This is a genomic window from Moorena producens 3L (genome assembly GCF_000211815.1).
Taxonomy (GTDB): Bacteria; Cyanobacteriota; Cyanobacteriia; order Cyanobacteriales; family Coleofasciculaceae; genus Moorena; species Moorena producens.
The window spans coordinates 1-19311 of the sequence record NZ_GL890815.1; the positions used below are offsets into that span (position 1 = coordinate 1).

The 19311-nt window shown below is 44.3% G+C and carries 18 protein-coding genes, 2 tRNA genes, 1 pseudogene and 1 other annotated feature; of the genes and pseudogenes, 17 read left to right on the forward strand and 4 right to left on the reverse strand.

The genetic code is table 11. The features are described from left to right. The coding region (locus LYNGBM3L_RS00005) for a trypsin-like peptidase domain-containing protein (protein WP_008177472.1) at positions 1 to 911 on the reverse strand (911 nt) is incomplete at its 3' end. Positions 912 to 1360: 449 nt separating this feature from the next. Between LYNGBM3L_RS00005 and LYNGBM3L_RS00010 the strand changes: the two genes are divergently transcribed. Continuing rightward, positions 1361 to 1705 carry a metal-sensing transcriptional repressor gene (locus LYNGBM3L_RS00010; RefSeq protein WP_008177474.1) on the forward strand — a complete coding sequence of 115 codons (345 nt, stop codon included), beginning with the start codon at positions 1361 to 1363 and terminating at the stop codon, positions 1703 to 1705. Here the strand turns inward: LYNGBM3L_RS00010 and LYNGBM3L_RS00015 are convergent. Next, positions 1702 to 2097 (reverse strand): hypothetical protein, encoded by a 396-nt coding sequence (locus tag LYNGBM3L_RS00015; RefSeq protein ID WP_008177476.1) that lies wholly within the window; start codon positions 2095 to 2097, stop codon positions 1702 to 1704. The genes LYNGBM3L_RS00010 and LYNGBM3L_RS00015 overlap by 4 nt on opposite strands. A gap of 182 nt (positions 2098 to 2279) precedes the next feature. On the opposite strand from LYNGBM3L_RS00015, the gene hslO reads away from it, so the two are divergent. From hslO to LYNGBM3L_RS00055, 9 genes and pseudogenes are all read left to right on the forward strand, one after another. Then, positions 2280 to 3164, forward strand: a complete 885-nt coding sequence (hslO, locus tag LYNGBM3L_RS00020) for an Hsp33 family molecular chaperone HslO (protein WP_008177479.1) — start codon at positions 2280 to 2282, stop codon at positions 3162 to 3164. Between the two features lie 224 nt (positions 3165 to 3388). Continuing rightward, positions 3389 to 5692, forward strand: a complete 2304-nt coding sequence (locus LYNGBM3L_RS00025; protein ID WP_008177481.1) for an AAA family ATPase — start codon at positions 3389 to 3391, stop codon at positions 5690 to 5692. Between the two features lie 253 nt (positions 5693 to 5945). Next, positions 5946 to 6080 (forward strand): hypothetical protein, encoded by a 135-nt coding sequence (locus LYNGBM3L_RS48235; protein ID WP_267871959.1) that lies wholly within the window; start codon positions 5946 to 5948, stop codon positions 6078 to 6080. Positions 6081 to 6310: 230 nt separating this feature from the next. Beyond that, positions 6311 to 7738, forward strand: a complete 1428-nt coding sequence (locus tag LYNGBM3L_RS00030) for an ion transporter (RefSeq protein ID WP_008177483.1) — start codon at positions 6311 to 6313, stop codon at positions 7736 to 7738. Positions 7739 to 8417: 679 nt separating this feature from the next. Then, positions 8418 to 9180, forward strand: a pseudogene (locus LYNGBM3L_RS50065) (IS1634 family transposase); the annotation flags it as partial. A gap of 358 nt (positions 9181 to 9538) precedes the next feature. After that, positions 9539 to 10195: a GTP cyclohydrolase I FolE gene (folE, locus tag LYNGBM3L_RS00040; RefSeq protein WP_008177493.1), complete on the forward strand. Its 657-nt coding sequence runs from the start codon at positions 9539 to 9541 to the stop codon at positions 10193 to 10195. 85 nt (positions 10196 to 10280) lie between these two features. Continuing rightward, positions 10281 to 11033 carry a CobW family GTP-binding protein gene (locus tag LYNGBM3L_RS00045; protein WP_008177495.1) on the forward strand — a complete coding sequence of 251 codons (753 nt, stop codon included), beginning with the start codon at positions 10281 to 10283 and terminating at the stop codon, positions 11031 to 11033. Beyond that, positions 11030 to 11845 carry a metallophosphoesterase family protein gene (locus tag LYNGBM3L_RS00050; RefSeq protein ID WP_008177497.1) on the forward strand — a complete coding sequence of 272 codons (816 nt, stop codon included), beginning with the start codon at positions 11030 to 11032 and terminating at the stop codon, positions 11843 to 11845. The genes LYNGBM3L_RS00045 and LYNGBM3L_RS00050 overlap by 4 nt, the downstream gene beginning before the upstream one ends. Before the next feature lie 33 nt (positions 11846 to 11878). Further along, positions 11879 to 12601: a metallophosphoesterase family protein gene (locus LYNGBM3L_RS00055; protein WP_008177499.1), complete on the forward strand. Its 723-nt coding sequence runs from the start codon at positions 11879 to 11881 to the stop codon at positions 12599 to 12601. 93 nt (positions 12602 to 12694) lie between these two features. On the opposite strand, the gene LYNGBM3L_RS00060 is transcribed toward LYNGBM3L_RS00055, so the two are convergent. Next, on the reverse strand, positions 12695 to 13258 hold the full coding sequence (locus LYNGBM3L_RS00060; RefSeq protein WP_081431876.1) for an SDR family NAD(P)-dependent oxidoreductase: 564 nt from the start codon (positions 13256 to 13258) through the stop codon (positions 12695 to 12697). 68 nt (positions 13259 to 13326) lie between these two features. Between LYNGBM3L_RS00060 and LYNGBM3L_RS00065 the strand changes: the two genes are divergently transcribed. Together LYNGBM3L_RS00065 and LYNGBM3L_RS00070 are read left to right on the forward strand one after the other, a co-directional pair. Beyond that, complete coding sequence (locus LYNGBM3L_RS00065) at positions 13327 to 13956, forward strand: IS607 family transposase (RefSeq protein ID WP_008177503.1); 630 nt, start codon at positions 13327 to 13329, stop codon at positions 13954 to 13956. After that, positions 13943 to 15043, forward strand: coding sequence for an RNA-guided endonuclease InsQ/TnpB family protein (locus LYNGBM3L_RS00070; protein WP_008177505.1), 1101 nt, complete (start codon positions 13943 to 13945; stop codon positions 15041 to 15043). The genes LYNGBM3L_RS00065 and LYNGBM3L_RS00070 overlap by 14 nt, the downstream gene beginning before the upstream one ends. An 11-nt stretch (positions 15044 to 15054) precedes the next feature. On the opposite strand, the gene LYNGBM3L_RS00075 is transcribed toward LYNGBM3L_RS00070, so the two are convergent. Then, positions 15055 to 15345 (reverse strand): SDR family oxidoreductase, encoded by a 291-nt coding sequence (locus LYNGBM3L_RS00075; protein ID WP_008177507.1) that lies wholly within the window; start codon positions 15343 to 15345, stop codon positions 15055 to 15057. Positions 15346 to 15549: 204 nt separating this feature from the next. Here LYNGBM3L_RS00075 and LYNGBM3L_RS00080 point away from each other — a divergent pair, with 204 nt between their 5' ends. From LYNGBM3L_RS00080 to LYNGBM3L_RS00090, 5 genes are all read left to right on the forward strand, one after another. Further along, the gene (locus tag LYNGBM3L_RS00080) at positions 15550 to 15750 is read left to right on the forward strand and encodes a hypothetical protein (protein WP_008177509.1); all 201 of its coding nucleotides are present in this window, start codon (positions 15550 to 15552) and stop codon (positions 15748 to 15750) included. Positions 15751 to 16251: 501 nt separating this feature from the next. Further along, positions 16252 to 16323, forward strand: a tRNA-Met gene (locus tag LYNGBM3L_RS00085). Positions 16324 to 16488: 165 nt separating this feature from the next. Beyond that, positions 16489 to 16554: transfer RNA gene (locus LYNGBM3L_RS42460), tRNA-OTHER, on the forward strand. A gap of 491 nt (positions 16555 to 17045) precedes the next feature. Further along, positions 17046 to 17171, forward strand: coding sequence for a hypothetical protein (locus tag LYNGBM3L_RS48240; RefSeq protein ID WP_008177514.1), 126 nt, complete (start codon positions 17046 to 17048; stop codon positions 17169 to 17171). Between the two features lie 41 nt (positions 17172 to 17212). After that, a complete protein-coding gene (locus tag LYNGBM3L_RS00090) occupies positions 17213 to 18646 on the forward strand; it encodes a vWA domain-containing protein (RefSeq protein ID WP_008177516.1) in 1434 nt (477 codons plus the stop codon). 530 nt (positions 18647 to 19176) lie between these two features. Next, positions 19177 to 19259: a sequence feature (23S ribosomal RNA rRNA prediction is too short), on the forward strand. Positions 19260 to 19311: the final 52 nt, after the last annotated feature.

Consider the following 19311-nt stretch of genomic DNA (forward strand, 5'->3'; position numbering starts at 1 on the left):
GTTGTCATCCGAACACCGATATATGGATGGACAACTTTTTGCCCTTGGGCTAGTTTGTTGGAAATCTCTTTGACTTTGTTGATGGGAATAGCAAAACCAATTCCCATGGCATTAGCCCGAATAGCAGTGTTGATGCCAATAACTTCCCCTGTAGCATTCAACAACGGACCACCAGAGTTTCCAGGATTAATAGCAGCATCGGTTTGTATAAAGTCCAGTCGCTTGTCGGGAATACCTGCCTGAGCGCTGGAGCGTCCTATGGTGCTGACAATTCCCAAAGTCACTGTATTATCTAGCCCTAGGGGGTTACCAACAGCAATAGCCCAATCTCCAACCTGAACTTGACTCGAATCCCCTAGAGAGACAATCGGTAAGGAAGTACCGTTAATTTTGACAACAGCTAAGTCAGTGAATTCATCAACACCCTTGACTTGACCATTAAACTTGCGCCCATCCTTGAGGGTAACGGTTACTTTATCTGCACCTTCCACAACATGGGCATTAGTCAGTAGGATGCCACTGTTGTCAATGATAAAGCCAGAGCCTTGACCTTGTAAACGTCTTTCTTGGGGAATTTGGGCTGAAAAGTCATCACCGAAAAAGCGCCGGAAGAAGGGGTCATCAAACAAGGGATCGACGCGCCTGGAAACTGTGCGCTCGGTGTCAATACGCACCACTGCTGCTCCAACCCGATTCACCGCTGCTGTTACAAAACTGCTATTACTAGCTTGCTGTGGACTTAGCAGTTGTTGGGCGATCAGTGGCGGAGTTACTGAGTCTGTGCTGGGTACAGGAGCAGCCTTGGAGGGAGATACACGATAAACGCCAACTGTCAATAAGACTCCAAGTAAAATAGCCAAGAGATAGTTACTAATTGAGCGAAGCCAAATCGAAAATTTAGTTGATGACATAGTATTATCGTATTCTTCTGGTTAATTTTGGGGAATACTATTGCTAAGCCAATCCCACGACCTAAAACCCATGGGATTTACTTGGCTTTGGCTAGTGGTTAGTAGTCAGTTGTTGCTGACCCTTAGTGTTAACCCCTAACTCAAGTTTACCTTCCCTGATATTCCTCCCACCCAGAGCCAGGAGTGGGTTTCGAGGCAGATTTGTAGGATTGTGGATTAGTTGCTACAAGCATCTAATCGCTATTTTGAGAGTTATTACTATGACGTTAGTAGTACCTGGGCGAGTTCCAGACGGTGCGACCCTAGGAGGCGCGCACCGAGAGTGAGAGAGGTTGACCTCAAGGGGTGATCAGCCCTTGAGACCCGAAGAAGTTAAGCTTAATAATTATCAATAATGATATACCCAGGAAGTTGGTTAACCTTGGACTAATAAAACTAATAAAACCGCTATGATCTCGAAAGATAGAGAATATGCCCTGACTCAAGAACTGAATCACAACCATAGTGAACATACCCATGGTCACGTCCATGATGAAGAATCTCTGAGGCGAATTATCAATCGCCTGTCTCGAATCGAGGGGCATATTCGAGGGATTAAGACTATGGTGCAAGAAAGTCGCCCCTGTCCTGATGTTTTGGTACAGATTGCTGCAGTTAGAGGAGCTTTGGATAAAGTAGCACGAATTATCCTGGATGAACATTTAAGCGAGTGTATCGGTCGTGCCGCTGAGCAGGGCAACATTGAGGTAGAAATTGAGGAGTTGAAAGCGGCTTTAGATCAATTTTTACGTTAGCCCTCAGAGGCTCTATGCTGCTCTACAAACTGACGTAGCCTCAGCAAACTTAAGGTTTGACCCCAATTTAATGGTAACAAAGACACCCCTTCTAGGCGAGATTGTACCCAACCATCTCCCCAATACCATTCATGATAACCATCAATTCCCTGGCTCAAGAGCAGTCTTAAACAGTTGGGCTGAACAAGCTCAACTTTGTGTTGTACTGCTACTGGCCCGATGGAAGAAGTAAAGGTCAATCCTAAATCTAGCTGTTCGGGTAACTCGGAAGATAAATTCTCCGGCCACAACCACTGGTGCAGTTGCGCGGTATAGAGCAGACTATCCCGGATAACATTTTGTGGTGCTTCGACTTCAATCCTCAGATGACTTTTTTGAAAGATTCCTAGCATTTTGGTTAGATCGTCCTTACTCGTAGGAAATATTTGTAATTATTGTGAATGAACCAATGGGATAAATCCCGTCTGTTGTTTTAATGCCTCGGCTAAAAGGAGAGGGCAAGCAAGGGACTCGATACTTTCTCAATACTTTGTAAAATAAACATTAATTATATTAAGAAGTGTAAGAGTTTTCTATGGCTGACCAGTTAATTCGCGCCACAGCAGCTTCAGGGGGTATTCGCGCAGTTGGTGTGATTACTACACGCCTGACGGAAGAAGCTAGACAACGTCACCAACTCTCTTATGTGGCAACGGCTGCCCTAGGTCGTACCATGTCTGCAGGTCTTCTGCTGGCTTCTAGTATGAAGCGAGCAGAGTCGAGGGTCAATATTCGTATCAACGGCAATGGTCCACTGGGTGGAATTATGGTGGATGCAGGATTAGATGGTAAAGTTCGAGGTTATGTAGACAACCCAGAGGTGGAACTGCCACCAAATAAGAAGGGCAAATTAGATGTGGGTGGTGCTGTTGGTAGGGATGGTTTCCTATACGTGGTTAGGGATGTGGGTTATGGCTATCCCTATTCGAGTACAGTAGAGTTGGTTTCTGGTGAAATAGGTGATGACATCGCTCACTATCTGCTAAATTCGGAACAAACCCCATCAGCGCTGGTGGTTGGTGTATTCGTAGGTGCTCAAGGGGTCACTGCGGCTGGGGGTATTTTAATCCAAGTTATGCCTAAGGCAGCAACGGATGAGGCATTAGTTCAAACTTTGGAATCTCGCATTACCAAACTATCAGGTTTTACACCACTGCTCCAAGCTAACCAGACCTTACCAGAGATTTTTGAACAGTTGCTGGGGGATATGGAGCTAGAGATTTTTCCAGAAACCCAGATGCTGCATTTTAACTGTGGTTGCTCCTTTGACCGGATGTTGGGGGCTCTGAAAATGCTGGGAAAAGAGGAACTTCAGGATATGATAGAAAAAGACGGTGGCGCTGAGGCAACTTGTCATTTTTGCTCAGAGGTCTATCATGCCAATCCCGATCAACTATCTCAATTGATAAAAGAATTGTAAACTCAGTAGCTACTGGACTTCCTACTGTAACTGGAAGATTAGAATCCTGACTTGTAAAGGATTGCAAGAAATATGGATCAGCATATAAACTCAACCAGAATTATAAGAACACTACTATAAGATAGGGTGTAGACTCTATATGTGTAAGGTGGGTAAAATCTCAACAACTGAGGTTGCTGTAAACAACCTGCTGTCTTCCGGTGTAGGGAGTGTGGAAGTGAATTATGACCAGAAATAGAGAATTTCCAGACCGTTGGCCAACCTCAAATGGTTCAAGTTCAGGTAAGTTTAATGGCTGGCAACCTAACCAGAGCCAGCCGGTTACTCAACCGAACGTAAACTATCCTGACCGAGGAAACCCATCGACACAGCCCCCCCAGCAATCAGAAAAATTTGGGGTTGGTCAACCAGTAGCTAACTCTCGATTAAACACAGCACAAACTACCGGTAGACAAGCTCCCTCAGGAAAAACGACTGGAGTAAAAAACCTCTTGCCTCGCAGTTGGCAGTTTTGGTCAGCTTTAGTTGTGTTGCTTTTCGGTAGTGCTGGATTTGCTTCAGCAATGATGTTGTTAAGGTTGCCAGCTGTACCAAACTGCCGTGCTGTGTTTTGGCCAACGGCTTCAGCATCGATGCGCCTATCTTGTGCTCAGGTGGCAGCAAATCAGCAAACTGTCCCCCAGTTGCTAAAAGCGATCGCATTAGTGGATGCCCTGCCCGAAGATCACCCGTTACGCCCACAAGTTAACCAACATATCGAAGAGTGGTCACAGGTAATCCTAGAGATTGGGGAAGCTAAGTTTCAAGCTGGTCAGCTCAGTGAAGCTCTTAAGATTGCTAAACGTATTCCTTCAAAATCCGTAGCTGGCGCGATAGTAGAAAAGCGGGTAAAACGTTGGCAGAAAATCTGGTCGAGGGCAGAGGGAGTTTATGAGCAAGCGGAAAAACAGTTGAGGTTATCAAACTGGAACTTAGCATTTCGCGAAGCAGTACGATTGACCTATGTGGACAATGACTACTGGGCTACGGCTAAGTATAACCAGCTAACGGATAAGATTAAGATGGGACGGGAAGACTCGGCTAAGCTGGATAAGGCTTATGAGCTGAGTAGAAGTGGCAATATAGAGAAGATCCTGGCAGCTATTGAAAAAGCTAAGGAAATCACAGAGCAAAGTTATGCTTACAAAGAAGCTCAGGATTTAATTAAAGACTCTGGCAACAAGCTGGTGGAGATTGCTCAGAACAAGCTAGAGCAAGGTAAGTGGTCCGAAGTTCTTGACATTGCCTATAAACTTCCCGAAACGATTAAAGTACCTGAACTCAAATCGGATTTAATTGACCTAGCTCATGCCCTATCTCGTGCTGAGTCTGGTACAACCTGGGATTTAGAAGAAGCGATCGCATCTGCCCAAAAGCTGGGATCAGAACGTCCCCTATATAAGAAAGGGCAGCAATTAATTAGCCGTTGGCAACGAGAAGTAGAAGATGTGGCGCGACTTGAGCGAGCCAGAACCTATGCTACCTCGGGTTTACCTAGTGACTTAAGACTGGCAGTAGCTGAAGTGGAACAGATCCCTCGTGGTAATCCCCGCTATGAGGAAGCACGGGGCGAAATTCGAGATTGGACTCGTCAAATTCAGCTGATCGAAGACAGGCCATTCCTGGAACGGGCAGCACAACTGGCTAGTTATGGCAGCATTGATTCTTTGCAAGCTGCTGTTCAAGAAGCCCGTAAAATTTCCCGAGGTCGTAGTCTTTACCAGGAAGCTCAAAGTAAAATTAATCAGTGGTCTAGAAGTATCCAGCAGCAAGAAGACCAACCTTATTTAGACCAAGCACGCACTCTGGCAATCCGGGGTGATCTATATGCAGCCGTGGCAACTGCCCAACAAATTAAGGCAGGTCGGGCTCTGTACAATGAAGCCCAAAGCAAAGTCAGAAGCTGGAAGTTAGAACTAGAGGGTCAGCAGCGTTTACGGGAAGCTTACCAAATTGCTGAGGCTGGAACTCCACAAGCCCTAAGAAAAGCGATTCGAGTAGCTAGGCAAGTGCCAACCTCAACCAAATCCCGTAGCGAGGCGAGAACAGTAGTCAATCGCTGGAGTTACAAAATCCTATCCATAGCCAGAAGTCGTTCTGCCTATAACCTGTCTGAATCCATTGCGATCGCAAACATAGTTCCGTCTGGTACTCGCCCTTACCAGGAAGCCCAACGGCAAATTCAATCATGGCGCAAGATTTTAGCCCCACCTCCCCCACCTCCTGTGCCCGTAAGACGACCAAGACCGGTTCCGCCTCCATCTCCCCCACAAGTGGTGATCCCGAAACCAGCTCCCTCCCCACCATCAGTGGTAAAACCATCATCAGTGGTCAAACCGCCATCACCGGTTCGCTCCTTCCCAATTGTGGTTCCACCACCGGAAGTGACCTCACCATCGGGTATCGTCAAACCACCGACTCAGTTAGAGCCGCCCAGGTTTAATCCCCCCGCTGGTAGGAAGATTGAGTTGATTGATGCTGACTCTTAAGAGTTTCCGAGGGTAGTACAACCGGCTAGGAGCAAACCTGTGGAAATTGAACAAAAATGAGCGACGCATTCCCCCACCACGAGAACGCAGGTGGGGGTCAAGGAGCGGCAAATTGTGATATAATTGAATTATCTTGAGTGGTACGGCAAAGGGCAGAACGAGATTCTGAGCAAACTGGAGGCACGACCTCTCACGATAGGGAAATTAAACCTGTTTTTCCTCGCTCTGTCGGTTTATAAACGTCAGACTCTAGGTGAAAGTTTCTAAGCATAAGCCCCACAGCGGAAGCGATGCAGAGGTGCGACCCGTGGCGAATTTAATTCGCCTACGGAAAGCGCACCATTACGGTCTTGGGGAGGCAGCGCGGTCTTGGGGGTTCCCCCCATGAGCGACTGCCGTGGTTTCCCCCACTCGCTATTGCATCAAGACAACGACTTGGGGGAATAGTCCAGCAAAAGTCCTGGCAACAGGCGCGAGAATGCCGCCTGTCGCGAGGGATAAAACCTTGTAATTAAGACGGATACCCACACCATGAAAACTCAGGTGGGGGAAGCATTCAGAATTAAAAATTCTTAATATTAAATGGAGTGAATTCCATTTAATATAGAAGACTTTAACTTGTCATCAACCATCAAGTCCCGTCTTGACCAGTTCATTCATGCTCCCCAAACTGAATTCACCCTCATTCTGCTAATTCTACTTTCGGTAGTTCTAGTGGTTGTTGAAGCAAGTCTAGAGGGTGCAGGTTTCATATATGGACTGGTCTATGTAAGCGAAGAGCTACTGACGGGCATATTTATCGTAGAACTAACAATCCGCTACCTAGTGGCAAGAAACAAACGTCGGTTCTTGCGTCACTACTGGCTGGATATTGTTGCTGTGCTGCCTTTGTTCCGGGCATTCCGCTTATTGCGAGTTTTACGGATGTTAAGGCTGCTCAGAGTCGGAATTTTGGTAAACCGTAACCTCAACCGTATCTCTTCCTCACTCGCTGCCAGTATTAGTGCTCAGATTGGAGTTTTTCTGATTATCGGCTTAATTACATTAGTCGGTGCTTTAGGGATTTATCTGCTGGAGGGAGGACAGAATGAGTCATTTGCTTCCCTAAGAGACTCTTTATGGTGGAGTTTTTTTACCCTAATATCAGGAGAACCCATTGGTGGTGAACCCCAGACTGATGCTGGGCGTCTGATTACCCTCATGGTAGTCATTGGCGGGTTAACTATGTTTGCCGTCTTCACCGGTGTAGTTTCAGCAGTAATGGTGCAACGACTTAGAACAGTTATGGAGGTGAAATACTTGGAACTGGATGAACTGCGCAATCACATTGTTATCTGCGGCTGGAACCGAGGTGGTCACCTACTCATTGAGGAACTCCAGGCAGACTCTGAGCTCAAGCACTATCCAATGGTGGTTGTGGCAGAGTTTACCGACACACCAGAGTGGGAACTCAAAGGAGTTAACCGTTCCCAAATATATTTCTATATTGGTGATTACACTACTATTGATGTCCTCGAAAGTGTGGGGATCTATCATGCCTCACGGGCAATCCTCCTTGCTGATTCTACCCGTCCTCGAAGTGACCAAGACCGGGATGCACGGACAGTCCTAGCTGCCTTGACCATTGAAAAACTCCAACCCGGAATCTACACTTGTGCTCAACTCCTTGACCGGAAAAACAATGTCCAACTGCGAGTAGCGGGAGTTGAAGATGTTATTGTTGTTGATGAATTAGCCAGTCACTTAATTGCTACCTCAGCTCGGAACCTAGGGGCTGTAGATGTGCTGGCAGAGTTGCTAACTGTGCAAGTGGGAAACCAATTCTACAAAATTGTTTTACCACAGAGGTGGGTTGACATTTCCTTCTGGGAAGCTGCTCGGCGGTTGAAAGAGGAGTTTGATACAACGTTGATCGCAATAGAGCGCCATAGCAATGGAAATCGGGAAACCCTAATTAATCCCCCTAAAGATCAAACACTACTGTCTGGCGATCACTTAGTGATTATTGCTCGTAGTTTGCCGAAAATTGGGGTTCCAGTCCGGTGAAGTCTCAACTTGTCGGCAGGTTTTTATGGTGCGATCGCAAGTTCATATCCCCCTTCAGTTTACCATGATTCCGACGTTTTAAACCCACATTCCGCTTGTCTTTATCTAGATACCCTATCTGGGCAGTTACAATTTTTTAAAACTTACTTCCCTGGCACTTCAAAATTAAACCTCCTCTCCGTAATTGGTACAGGGCTATTTCATTCTAGATGGTAAGATAAGATGCTTTGGCACAACAGGGAGCATGTCACAAATGCCGAACATTTGTACTAAATCTTATGCCCCCTCATGGGTTTAAGCTTGCTGTGATGGTACATAGTTCATTTGTTCTGCAACGCAAGACCTGCTCCCGGCACAAGGGCACAAGAGAATCAACATCAATGGGTCAAATTGCTATTTTAGAAGCCTTTTCTGATTTACCAGATGCTCGATTAGGGCAGCGGATGTTGACACGAGCGTGGCTATATGTCTGGCTATCTTTACCCTAGCAGTAGCTGCAGGGAATAAAAGATTTTTAGCGATCGCTGATTGGATTGAAACAATCGTGAGGAGTTGAGCCAATTGTTTCAAGTCAACCGACTGCCATCATACAGCACAATCCGCCGAGTGTTACTGAACATGGTAACTAATGATTATTCAGCTTCGCTCGCTTGCTTTTTCGAGTACACTCCGGAAGCGGGAGAGTCAAGCTAGAAAAGAAGCTGACCTCAAGCAGCAAGAACAAGAAAATCCAACAGCATCAGCAGTCGGCTCAAAAGCTACTGTTGCAGTTAGGGCAACAGGACTTCGCCTGTGCTGCTGATGCCTTCAGGGCAGGGGAAAAGTTGAATCAACAGTTGCGTTATCATGCGCTTGTCTCAGCTCGAAGTCGTGCCACATCCTTACTACCACAAACCGGGACGACCGCGAATAGGACAACCTCCAGACGGCTATCACTATCGTCTCCAAGGGACTTTGAAAGTTAAACAAGAGGTGGTTGCCCTGGCTCGAAGAAGGGCGGGACGGTTCGTTCAAGCCACCAATGTCTTGGAGTCGAAACAACTTAGCCCAGAGGAGATCCTCTGTGAGTACAAAGGGCAACAATGCACTGAGAGGGGTTTCCGTTTTCTCAAAGACCCGATGTTCGTATGCCTACAGTGTCTTTCTCAAAACTCCTAAACGGGTAGCCGCCAACGCACATGGTGATGGGTCTGTGTTTGTTGGTTTATACTCTGGCTCACAGAGCCTTACGCCAAGCTCTCAGCAGAACCAAACAAACCATTGACAATCAATTAGGTAAGCCGACGGCTACCCCAACAATGCGTTGGGTGTTTCAGTGTTTTCAGTCGATTCACATAGGTCTTGTTGATGGAGTTCAACAGATTATCAACTTAACCCAAGAGCATCAAGGGATTCTACAGTTTCTCGGTGCTCCCTGCCAAAAATATTATTTGTTGATCTGACCCACCTGCGGAATGTGGGGTACATTAGTCCTATTGATTGCGATATTTTAGCTGGCTTTGAGCAAAAGAAACAGAAGTCGTTGCGTTCCCGTAGCGTCGGCAAAGCCGCATCGCAATTAACAGCTGATTCGTAACGTAAATCTCAAAAAGTCTGAAAGCCTTGGTATGATTGTCTTTTGGTTATTAAATAGTTCAGTTTTGCTATTGTAGCGCAAGCCTTATCCTACAAGGTTTAGTGCGAATTTACGAATCAGCTAGTCTTTATCGGTTATCATTATAGATACCGATAAACTTCGCCAAAAGTTAAATAACTGCTTGGCTACTTCTGTTACTGTTTAATTTCATCTAATTCAAATTCATGACCTTAGGTAAGTCCGAACCCAACCAGATTGATAAAATTAATCGCAAATTACCAAAACTAAATACCATCCAACAACCTCTCGTTTCTGAAGAAGAGATGCGCCAAGCGGTACGGACTTTACTTTTAGGATTGGGAGAAAACCCAGACCGCGAAGGCTTGAAAGATACTCCTAAAAGAGTGGTTAAAGCCTTAAAATTTCTGACTTCTGGGTATCATCAATCTTTAGACGAACTCCTCAACGGGGCAGTATTTCACGAAAATACAAATGAAATGGTCTTAGTTCGGGACATTGACCTATTTAGCTCCTGCGAACACCATATCTTACCTATTCTCGGTCACGCTCACGTCGCTTATATTCCCGACGGTAAGGTAATCGGACTGTCAAAAATTGCTCGTATTTGTGAAATGTACGGACGACGTTTGCAGGTACAGGAAAGATTAACTGCCCAAATTGCCGATGCCCTTCAAGGATTATTAAAACCAAAAGGGGTGGCGGTAGTAGTGGAAGCAAGCCATATGTGTATGGTAATGCGAGGAGTCCAAAAACCTGGTTCTTGGACTGCCACTAGTGCGGTTAGAGGCGTATTTGCAGATGATCCAAAAACCCGTCAGGAGTTTATGAGTTTAATTCACTACAACCGTTCAATGCATTAATTAATTCGCGTGACAGCATGAGAGATGGGTATAAAGCTCATCTCTTTTTTTGATACAATAATTATCGTTATCAACAAAACTGCTTATGATTATTGCTGTCGCCAGTCCGACCGGTGGCGGTAAAACCCACTGGATTGGTCAACAAATAGCCCAAACCAATAAACCTGTAGGTTATTTCAGTCCTCAAACTGATTCCGTACCCATTGATGCAATATATCTCCAAAGTGAATACCCTCAACTAAAACTTTATCAGACAGGGGAAGAAGCGGAATTAGACAAAACCATAACTTATCTAGAGATTCCCTGGTATTTGGATTTAGCCGGAATTGAACCTTTACTGCAAACTTTGAACCCCCATCGAGTAGCCATAATCCCCGGCGATACAGATAGTACAGAGTTAAATACTTGGGCGGATGAAGTTATTCCAGGAAATAACATCAGTAAGCCAACCACAGCTTTGCAGATTCATCGGGGGGTTTTGACGGGGGAAATTGTAGATTTTGATAGTTTAGCTACTTTTTGGCTGGAACTTACTCAAGGTGCTTACGGTGAGGTAGCTCGGGTAAAAGGAATTTTCGACCTAGTGGATGGACAAATTTATTATGGTGACTTCATACTAGGGGAATCGGAATTAGCATTTAAACCTTTAAAATTACCCCGTTGGTTAAATGGTAAACCAGATCGTTTTAGTGGTTTTGAAATAGTAGGTAGTAATTTAGATAAAGCTGAAATTGTTCAAACTGTCCGAGATTGCTGTCTTCCCGAATCGGCAATTAATTATTACCAACAACAAGTAAAAGAGTCTTTAGAAAGTGAACCAGAGGTAGAAGTGGTATGAAAATAGCAGTGATATCTTGTATCCATGGTAATTATGCAGCTTTAGATGCAGTTTTACTGGATATTGACGAACAAAAAGCAGAAAAGATTTATTGTCTGGGGGATTTAGTGGGTTATGGTCCCTATCCTAATGCAGTGGTGGAACAAATTCGTTCTTTAGATATTCCCACTGTACAGGGTTGTTGGGATGAAGATATTGTAGAAGGACTAAATGCTTGTGAATGTAGTTATCCTTCCCTGTTGGCGGAAAAAAGAGGTAAAATTGCCCACGAATGGACAAATAAGCACGTCAATGCCGAAGTTAGGGAATATTTAGCCCAACTACCCCATACCTACAAAGAAGATAATCTCTGTTTCGTACATGGTAGTCCTAATAGCAACCACGAATATTTGTTACCCGAAATGGATGCTTTCACTGCTTTAGAAAGAGTTCTCTCCAGCGATGCAGATATATTATTTTGCGGACATACCCACTTTCCCTATGTCCGCACCCTAGATTCTGGACAATTACAGGTTAAAGTTCGTCAACCCAGTAGAAACGAACAACCAACCATAAGTTTTAATACTCCCCTGAAGCGAATTATCAATGTCGGTTCGGTAGGCGAACCCCGTCATGGTCGTCCCAATGCTACCTATGTTATCTATGACACGGAAACACAAGCAGTAAACTTGCGGGAAGTGGAGTATGACTATCAAACAACCTGCGCTGCCATCTTAGATGCTGGTTTACCACCGATTTTCGCTTGGCGTTTGGCTAGAGGTTTGGAATTTGCCGAAAAAGCCGACGATCCGACTCATGTGTGTGAGAGGTAAATTAAATTACTTAAATATTTAAATTGAAAATCAATGTGGGCAATTTTAAGCGGAATTGAAGGAAATATCGCAGCTTACGAAGCAGTGTTGGCAGATATCAAACGCCAGCGCGTTAAGGTGGAAGCATTGTATATTCTGGGCGATATCGTAGCAGCTAACCAAGATAGCGAACAAGTAATTAAACGAATTCAGAATCCTTTACCTGGAGAATTAGAACCCCAAGTATGCTTCGGCTGGTGGGAAGAACAATGCTTTGCTTTACACGGTTTGGGTTCGACAGCAGAACCGACAGAATTAATCGAGCGCTTTGGTAAAGAAACCGCTAAACTTCTTTGGGATTCGGTATCTCGCGAAACCGTACAGTGGTTACGCAACTGTCATTTTGGCTTCTTTGAATTAGATTGTTTGTTAATTCACGGTAGCACTGTTAGCGTCAGCGATGAGTTAACCCCCGAAACCTTACCCTGGCAAATGCTAGACCGCTTGCAAAGAGTCCAGGCAAATCATCTCTTTTGTGGTCGTTCGGGTCAAGTATTTGAATATCAACTACAAAGAGGTTCAGTAAATAGTTCGGTGATGACTTTAGATCGCCAGCAACCCGTGCAAACTATTACTGCACCCAAAAGAAGAGTTGTTGGTGTAGGAAATGTAGGCAAAGAACTAGGAAAGGCTATTTATACGCTTTATAGTCCAAACAGCGATTTTCTGGAGTTTAAAACAGTTTTTTATGGCAATAAAAAGGGATCTGGTAATTAGTTTCAGGTTACTAAAGGTATGGCTAAGTGCAAAAACAGGTAGTCGGAGACAACTTTCTGGAAAATGAGATGATAATTGCTATAGTAAAAAATATTATTGCTGAATCGGTGACGGCTTAGAAGCTACCTTGATTTGGAATTTTGAAATCAGCAATGAGAGCAACCAAGGCATGTGACGCTTGATCAGGACAATCAGCTTGCCGTAGTTTGTTATTACCTGTTCCCGTTGTCGTCGGGAAATAGCTTTAACAATTTGTTTGGCAGTTTGATCAGCAGAAATCAGAAGCCTGGGGGAAATAGGATCCTCCCAGTCTGAATGCCAAATTCCCTGATTGTCTAGCTGACGAATTTCAGTAGCAACGTACCCTGGACAAATGTGTGTGACCGACACCCCATCGGGAGCCAACTCTTGAGACAACGACTCACACAAAGCCCGCATCGCAAATTTGCTCATACTATAGGGAGAATCGCCACTCAAGGCAACGTAACTTTTTACGCTACTAATGATGACCAGTCTTCCTTTAGTTTTCTTGAGGTCATCTAAGGTGGCGTAGATGGTACTCAGTACCCCAAAAACATTGGTTTCCCAAAGACGTCGATAGTCATTCACCCTGAGGTTTTCGACATTACCCTTCAAAGAGGTGCAACTATTAGCCAGATATCTTACTAAGCCTTAGCAAACTTTACTAAAGTTAAGTATACTAGATTTAGTAAGGTTCACGGTCAATGAAAAAATATGTCACTCCAAAAGAGGCAGCCGAGCACCTCGGAGTCTCGATCTCAACTCTTAGGCGGTGGGACAAAGAGGGGAGACTCGACAGTATCAGGACAAAAGGGAATCAAAGGCGGTTCTGTGTCGAAGGAGAAACTCCGCAGATTAAGCCCATTGTCTGCTATGCAAGAGTCTCTACCTACTCCCAACGGGACGACCTTGATCGACAAGCTGAATTTCTACGGTCAAAATACCCAAACGCTGAAATTGTTTCAGAAGTTGGATCAGGACTCAATTTTAAGCGGAAAAAGTTCCTCAAAATATTGGAACGAATTTACAGCTGTGATCTCTCAGCATTTGTCGTTGCCTACCCAGACAGAGCCGTCAGATTTGGATTCCCATTACTTGAATGGTTATGCAAAAAAGCTGGAGTCAAGCTCGTGGTTCTCAATGAACGCAAATTGTCCCCAGAACAAGAGTTGGTCGAAGATATCCTGTCCATCCTCCACTGTTTCTCTGCTAGGCTTTACGGACTCCGAAAATATCAAAAGCAAGTCACGCAAGCGGTACAAGATAAAACCCCGGAACCAGACGATGAAGTTGACACCAAACAGTGTCTTGAGGCTCAGGGTGTTTCCATCTAAAGAGCTTCACAGGGTTTGGAAAACTTGGCTTAATGCATATAGATGGATTTACAACTGGTCGATCGCTGCTATCAAAAACGGCTATCAAGGTAGTACTTATGACCTACAAAAACTGGCTAGAAAATCTGATAGACCAGAGTGGGTAAAAACCCTACCAGGGCACCAATTACAAGAAGCTGTTGCCGATGGGATCGATGCCGTTAAACAAGCCAAGGTCAATGGAGGTTTTGCCAAATTTAAATCCTGTCGGCAGATCACTCAAGTAATCAAATTCAAAGTTGGAGACTTCAAAAAAGGTTCTTGGTATCCCACCAAAGTAAAAGGTCTGTCCTTTCGTTCACCTCAAGGTTTTCCCGATGAATGCATCTACGGTACTCAATTAGTTTGGGTTAAAGGCAAATGGTACGGCATTTTTCCCGAATACATTGAACCTACTCCCACCAAACAGGATAAAGTAATAGCTTTAGATCCAGGTATTAGGACATTCCTTACTGGCTTTGACGGCAAAAATTACCTAGAGATAGGCTCTGGGGATATTGGTCGGGTTCAAAGACTTTGTCAGCAACTAGATCGGTTGATGAGTCGGATTGACTTAAGCTCTGCGAAAAGACAGAGACGAGCAATGAGAAATGCTGCCCATCGCTTACGCCAAAAAATTCAAAACCTAATTAAGGACTGCCATAACAAGTCAGCTTCTTTCCTGGTTAGTAATTACAAGCTTATATTTTTGCCAACGTTTGAAACATCTCAAATGGTAGTCAAATCAGCTAGGAAATTAAACAGGAAAACAGCTCGCAATCTGCTTACCTGGAATCATTATAAGTTTCGCCAGCACTTAACTCAAATGGCGGATCGTCATGAGGTGAAGGTTGTCTTGGTTAACGAATCTTATACCAGCAAAACTTGCCCAGAATGTGGTCAAATTCACGAAAAATTAGGCGGCAGTAAAAAATTCCAATGCCCAAAATGTGGCTTCTCTTTACCACGGGATTGGAATGGCGCGCGGAACATAATGATCCGCGCTTTGTCGGCAACAACCACCAGGTTTTCACCTGGTGCTATACAGATCATTCCTGCTGATGGGTAGGTTTAGAGAGGTTAAATGTTGCACCAGCCAGCATTAGCAACAACGATATCAATTTTGCCGAACTTACTACGGGCAAAGGTTGCGGCTTTATCCAGGTCACCATCCTTTGTGACATCACAGGGCATAGCAAGTACACGTTGACCGTTGGGATCAATTTGTGAAGCTATGGCTTCTAATCGTTCTGCTCGCCGAGCTAGGAGTACCACATTGGCTCCTTGACGGGCTAATTCATGAGCAAGAGCTGCTCCAATGCCAGAGGAAGCTCCTGTGATTAGTGCCACTTGATCCTTAAAGTTGCTCATCTATTGCTTGCTTAAAGTTAATTTCAATCGCTAGTATAAGGTCTAATGAATCTGCCTGCTTTTAAGGGTTAAATAAGTCAAATATCCCAGTGATGCCTAAGTCCTAAAAAATTTTTTTGCCAAGGACTTGACACATTTGTAATATACATGTAGTATAAAAGTAAGGTTAAAGAGAAAACATCGCGCTACAAGGAGGGATGCCCAATGATTCATGTTCGGTTTGAAGGTCGTTCCTACGACATTGCTGAAGGTCAGCTGGGTATAGCCAAAAGTATGAACGATACCGCTGTTAAACAGCAACTCGCGAAGTACTTTGATGTAGCCCCAGAGCGCTTGACCTCTTATGTCATCGACCGCAGTACCAACCGCAATCTGATTATAAGACCTGAAGCGGTTTATGGTTAAGGTTTGTGGTTAAAAGGTTTATGGTTAAAAGGTGTTAAAAGGTTAAACCTTTTGTCCTGTGCCCTAATCTCAAGAAGCCTACACACAGATAACGATCCTAAGGTAGCGAACTCGGGTAACCGAGGAGCGCGAGCACTAAGCCATTGTCTTACAGAGATTTGGCGTGCGTGTCCACTGCTAAGCCATGCTTGGTGAGGACGGTCGTAAGTTGCTATAAAGCTTTTGTTAACTTGCACAGGAGCAATTGTTCGGAATTTCCCCCCGCGCCCTAACTGCTGAAGCTTACATACTACCGATCTACTAATCGGAAGGTTATAGGTTCGAATCCTATCAGCGGCGCTATTTGCCGCTGTAGCTCAAATGGATAGAGCATCATTTTATTAAAAGCTTTACTGACTTGCGCGGGCACCCCAATTCTAGTGCAATTAGAGTGGTTTTACTGGCATAACTAAACAATTTAAAAAATAACTGAGTCACCTTCGCGCCCTGACCCGGAAAGCTTTCATACTAGCCAAATGGTAAGGCACTTGACTCATCATCGAGAATATGCGGGTTCAAATCCCGTGTGTGAAACAACGGCTTTCTGAACTTGCGCGATTGATTCAACCTTCTAGGAATAATTTCCAAATTATGCTACAGAGTGATAAAAGTACTGGTTAAAAAACTATTATAAGTTCCTATCAATTTTGTATTAACTTGCACAGAAGCAAGTGTTACAAATTTACCCCCGCGCCCTAACCGCTGAAGCTTACATACTACCGACTACGAATCGGAAGGTTATAGGTTCGAATCCTATCAGTGGCGCTATTTGCCGCTGTAGCTCAAATGGATAGAGCATCATTTTATTAAAAGCTTTATTGACTTGCGCGGGGACCCTAATTCTAATCGTTTTCACTGCCATAACCAAACAATTTTAAAAATTCACTGAGTCACCTTCGCGCCCTGACCCGGAAAGCTTTCATACTCGCCAAATGGTAAGGCACTTGATTCTGTTCAAGTATATACGGGTTCAAATCCCGTGTGTGAAACAATGGCTTTCTGAACTTGCGCGGATTGATTCAATCTTCTATAGCAAAGGAAACAGGGAATAGGGAGTAGAGAGTAGGGAGTAGGGAGTAAGGAGTAGATAAATTCGGTTCAAAATTATGACAATTAATTTAGGCTTGCTATAGGAATAATTTAAAATTAATTACAGATATTATTAGTTTATCATTGTTAATTAATTTAGATTATTATTCACGATTAATGATTTAAATGAGGTAGTAATAGCCACCATTAATTTTATTATTATTGGGATGATAAATTATTTAATTAATGGTGGCATTTTTGTTGGTTTTAGTAAACCAAACAACCTTCAACCTTCAACCTTCAACCAAACAACCTTCAACCAACTTTCAACCAAACAATCAAATAACTTATAGATTTGTCCAGAAATTACATAGGAGCATAGGAGGTTAATCCTATGAAAACTGAAGAGCGTGACCTGCGTTTAGAATTACTAAACAGTTTATTAACTACACCCCATCGTAAGCTGGAGCAAGTGACAGAATTGCACCAACTGATGGTAGAACTTGACCCAATTTTTTACGGTCACTTAGCCGTTTGGTACGAAAATCACGGGGATGTCCGGGACCACAAAGAAGTGTTTCTAGGTCATATGTTGACTAGCAATTTGACCGAACACCGAGATGCTGGCTTTGTAATGCTGCAAAAATTCCCACCCTACCAGGTGGCACGAGTAGTGGATTTTATGAAGCAGCAGCGCAATAAGGTGCCTCGTTCGGCTCGGACAGCAGTGCGGCGCTACCTTAAGACACGGGAAAAAACTCCAGCCTTGTTTGACCGAGCAGCATTGCGGGGTCGAAAGGCGATGAAGCATCTCTATGCTAGTTTACATATTAAGCCTAGCTCTAGAGCAGATGCTGTATTATTTAAGGACAATCCTCCAGAAGGTTCCTTAGCTTGGATACTGAAGCAGCTAGGGAAAACTGAAACTGCTGCTGAACAGGCGCAATTGATTGTTGAACATAAGATTCCCTATACCATCGCCATTGGTGCTGTGCGCTCTGTCACTCCTACGGTGTTGGTAGCACTAATCAATGCTATGACACCCCAAGAGGTAATTAATAATCTCAAATCCCTCCAAGGGCGGGGTGCGATGGAACACCCACAGGTCAAGGAGTTGATTGAGGCAAAGCTAGAACAGGCACAGACAAGCGATCGCGTTTCTGCATTCAAGGCACAAGTTGCCGCTGAGGCTGCTCAGTTAGATACTCAAACTCTTGCTAAGTTAAAACAAGTTACCAATGAGCAAGTAAAGCGCAAAGGTACCATTACCAAGCCCACTGCTCTACTAGTGGACAAGTCCGGTTCAATGGACAAAGCCATTGAAGTTGGTAAGCGGCTGGCAGCCCTAATCTCTGGTATTACTGAAGCTGAGCTGTTTGTCTATGCCTTCGATACCATGCCTTACCCAGTTAAGGCTCAAGGAAAAAAGTTGAGTGACTGGGAACGTGCCTTCAGGCACATCAAGGCAGGGGGTGGGACTAGCATTGGTTGTGCTTTAGAAGTAATGCGTTCTCGGAAGCAGGCGGTTGACCAGATTATCTTGGTTACCGATGAAGGTGAAAACACAGCACCTTACTTTGGTAAGGTTTACAAGACCTACTCTCGTGAATTGGGATTGATGCCCAATGTGATTATTGTCCGAGTTGGTTACTCCTACGACTGGGTGGAAAGTAAACTCAAGGAGCAACAGGTGCCAGTAGAAACCTTTACCTTTGCTGGAGATTACTATTCTCTACCAAACCTGGTTCCACTGATGACTCGTCCATCACGGCTAGACTTATTGATGGAGATTCTGGATACACCGCTACCGGTGCGAAATGATAAGTAGTGCAACATTTAACCTGTACAAACCTACTCACAAGCAGATAAGACGATGGTATAGCAAAGCGTGAAAACTAATGGTTGTTGCCGACAAAGCAATGCCAAAAGCATTGCGCTAATTTTATTAATGGAGGCTCTGCTGCCTACTCTCAAACCGCACTGTAACTTCACTCAGTCCATTATTTTACGTCGCTTAACTTACGACCAGCTGCCTTCGCTTTTAGTTCTTCGTTGGGCGGTAGTGTTCCGAAGTTAAACAAGTTACTAACTTAGTTAATTATAAAACAATGGATAATGTTTGACAAGGTTTAGATAGCTATAAGTAGTTGCACCTCTAAGAATTGGACTGACTTGATAACTCCTGATGAAGCAGTATATCCAGTCACCCAGTCTAATCTTGGGATCAAACTTGGCTTATAAGTTTGGAATCCGCACCTCTATAAATTTCACCGACTTGTGTGCCCTAACAGCCAGAGCTTACATACATAGTACGAGAGGAATAGTACCGTTACTCTAACGTAACGGGCGTGAAGCGAGGAAGGCGCGAAGAACCCGGAATGTGGGCTTAGAAGTAGCCATCATTTAAAGAGTGTGTAGTAACTCACCGGCGGAGTTCCTTCTAAGTGACGAACGCTTTTGCTCTGGCGACTTGCACATTATTAATACAATCGA

Coding starts and splice junctions, on each gene's coding strand:
- LYNGBM3L_RS00010 (WP_008177474.1), top strand. CDS start 1,361: ATGATCTCGAAAGATAGAGAATATGCCCTGACTCAAGAACTGAATCAC.
- LYNGBM3L_RS00015 (WP_008177476.1), bottom strand. CDS start 2,097: ATGCTAGGAATCTTTCAAAAAAGTCATCTGAGGATTGAAGTCGAAGCA.
- hslO (WP_008177479.1), top strand. CDS start 2,280: ATGGCTGACCAGTTAATTCGCGCCACAGCAGCTTCAGGGGGTATTCGC.
- LYNGBM3L_RS00025 (WP_008177481.1), top strand. CDS start 3,389: ATGACCAGAAATAGAGAATTTCCAGACCGTTGGCCAACCTCAAATGGT.
- folE (WP_008177493.1), top strand. CDS start 9,539: ATGACCTTAGGTAAGTCCGAACCCAACCAGATTGATAAAATTAATCGC.
- LYNGBM3L_RS00045 (WP_008177495.1), top strand. CDS start 10,281: ATGATTATTGCTGTCGCCAGTCCGACCGGTGGCGGTAAAACCCACTGG.
- LYNGBM3L_RS00050 (WP_008177497.1), top strand. CDS start 11,030: ATGAAAATAGCAGTGATATCTTGTATCCATGGTAATTATGCAGCTTTA.
- LYNGBM3L_RS00055 (WP_008177499.1), top strand. CDS start 11,879: ATGTGGGCAATTTTAAGCGGAATTGAAGGAAATATCGCAGCTTACGAA.
- LYNGBM3L_RS00065 (WP_008177503.1), top strand. CDS start 13,327: ATGAAAAAATATGTCACTCCAAAAGAGGCAGCCGAGCACCTCGGAGTC.
- LYNGBM3L_RS00075 (WP_008177507.1), bottom strand. CDS start 15,345: ATGAGCAACTTTAAGGATCAAGTGGCACTAATCACAGGAGCTTCCTCT.
- LYNGBM3L_RS00080 (WP_008177509.1), top strand. CDS start 15,550: ATGATTCATGTTCGGTTTGAAGGTCGTTCCTACGACATTGCTGAAGGT.
- LYNGBM3L_RS48240 (WP_008177514.1), top strand. CDS start 17,046: ATGATAAATTATTTAATTAATGGTGGCATTTTTGTTGGTTTTAGTAAA.
- LYNGBM3L_RS00090 (WP_008177516.1), top strand. CDS start 17,213: ATGAAAACTGAAGAGCGTGACCTGCGTTTAGAATTACTAAACAGTTTA.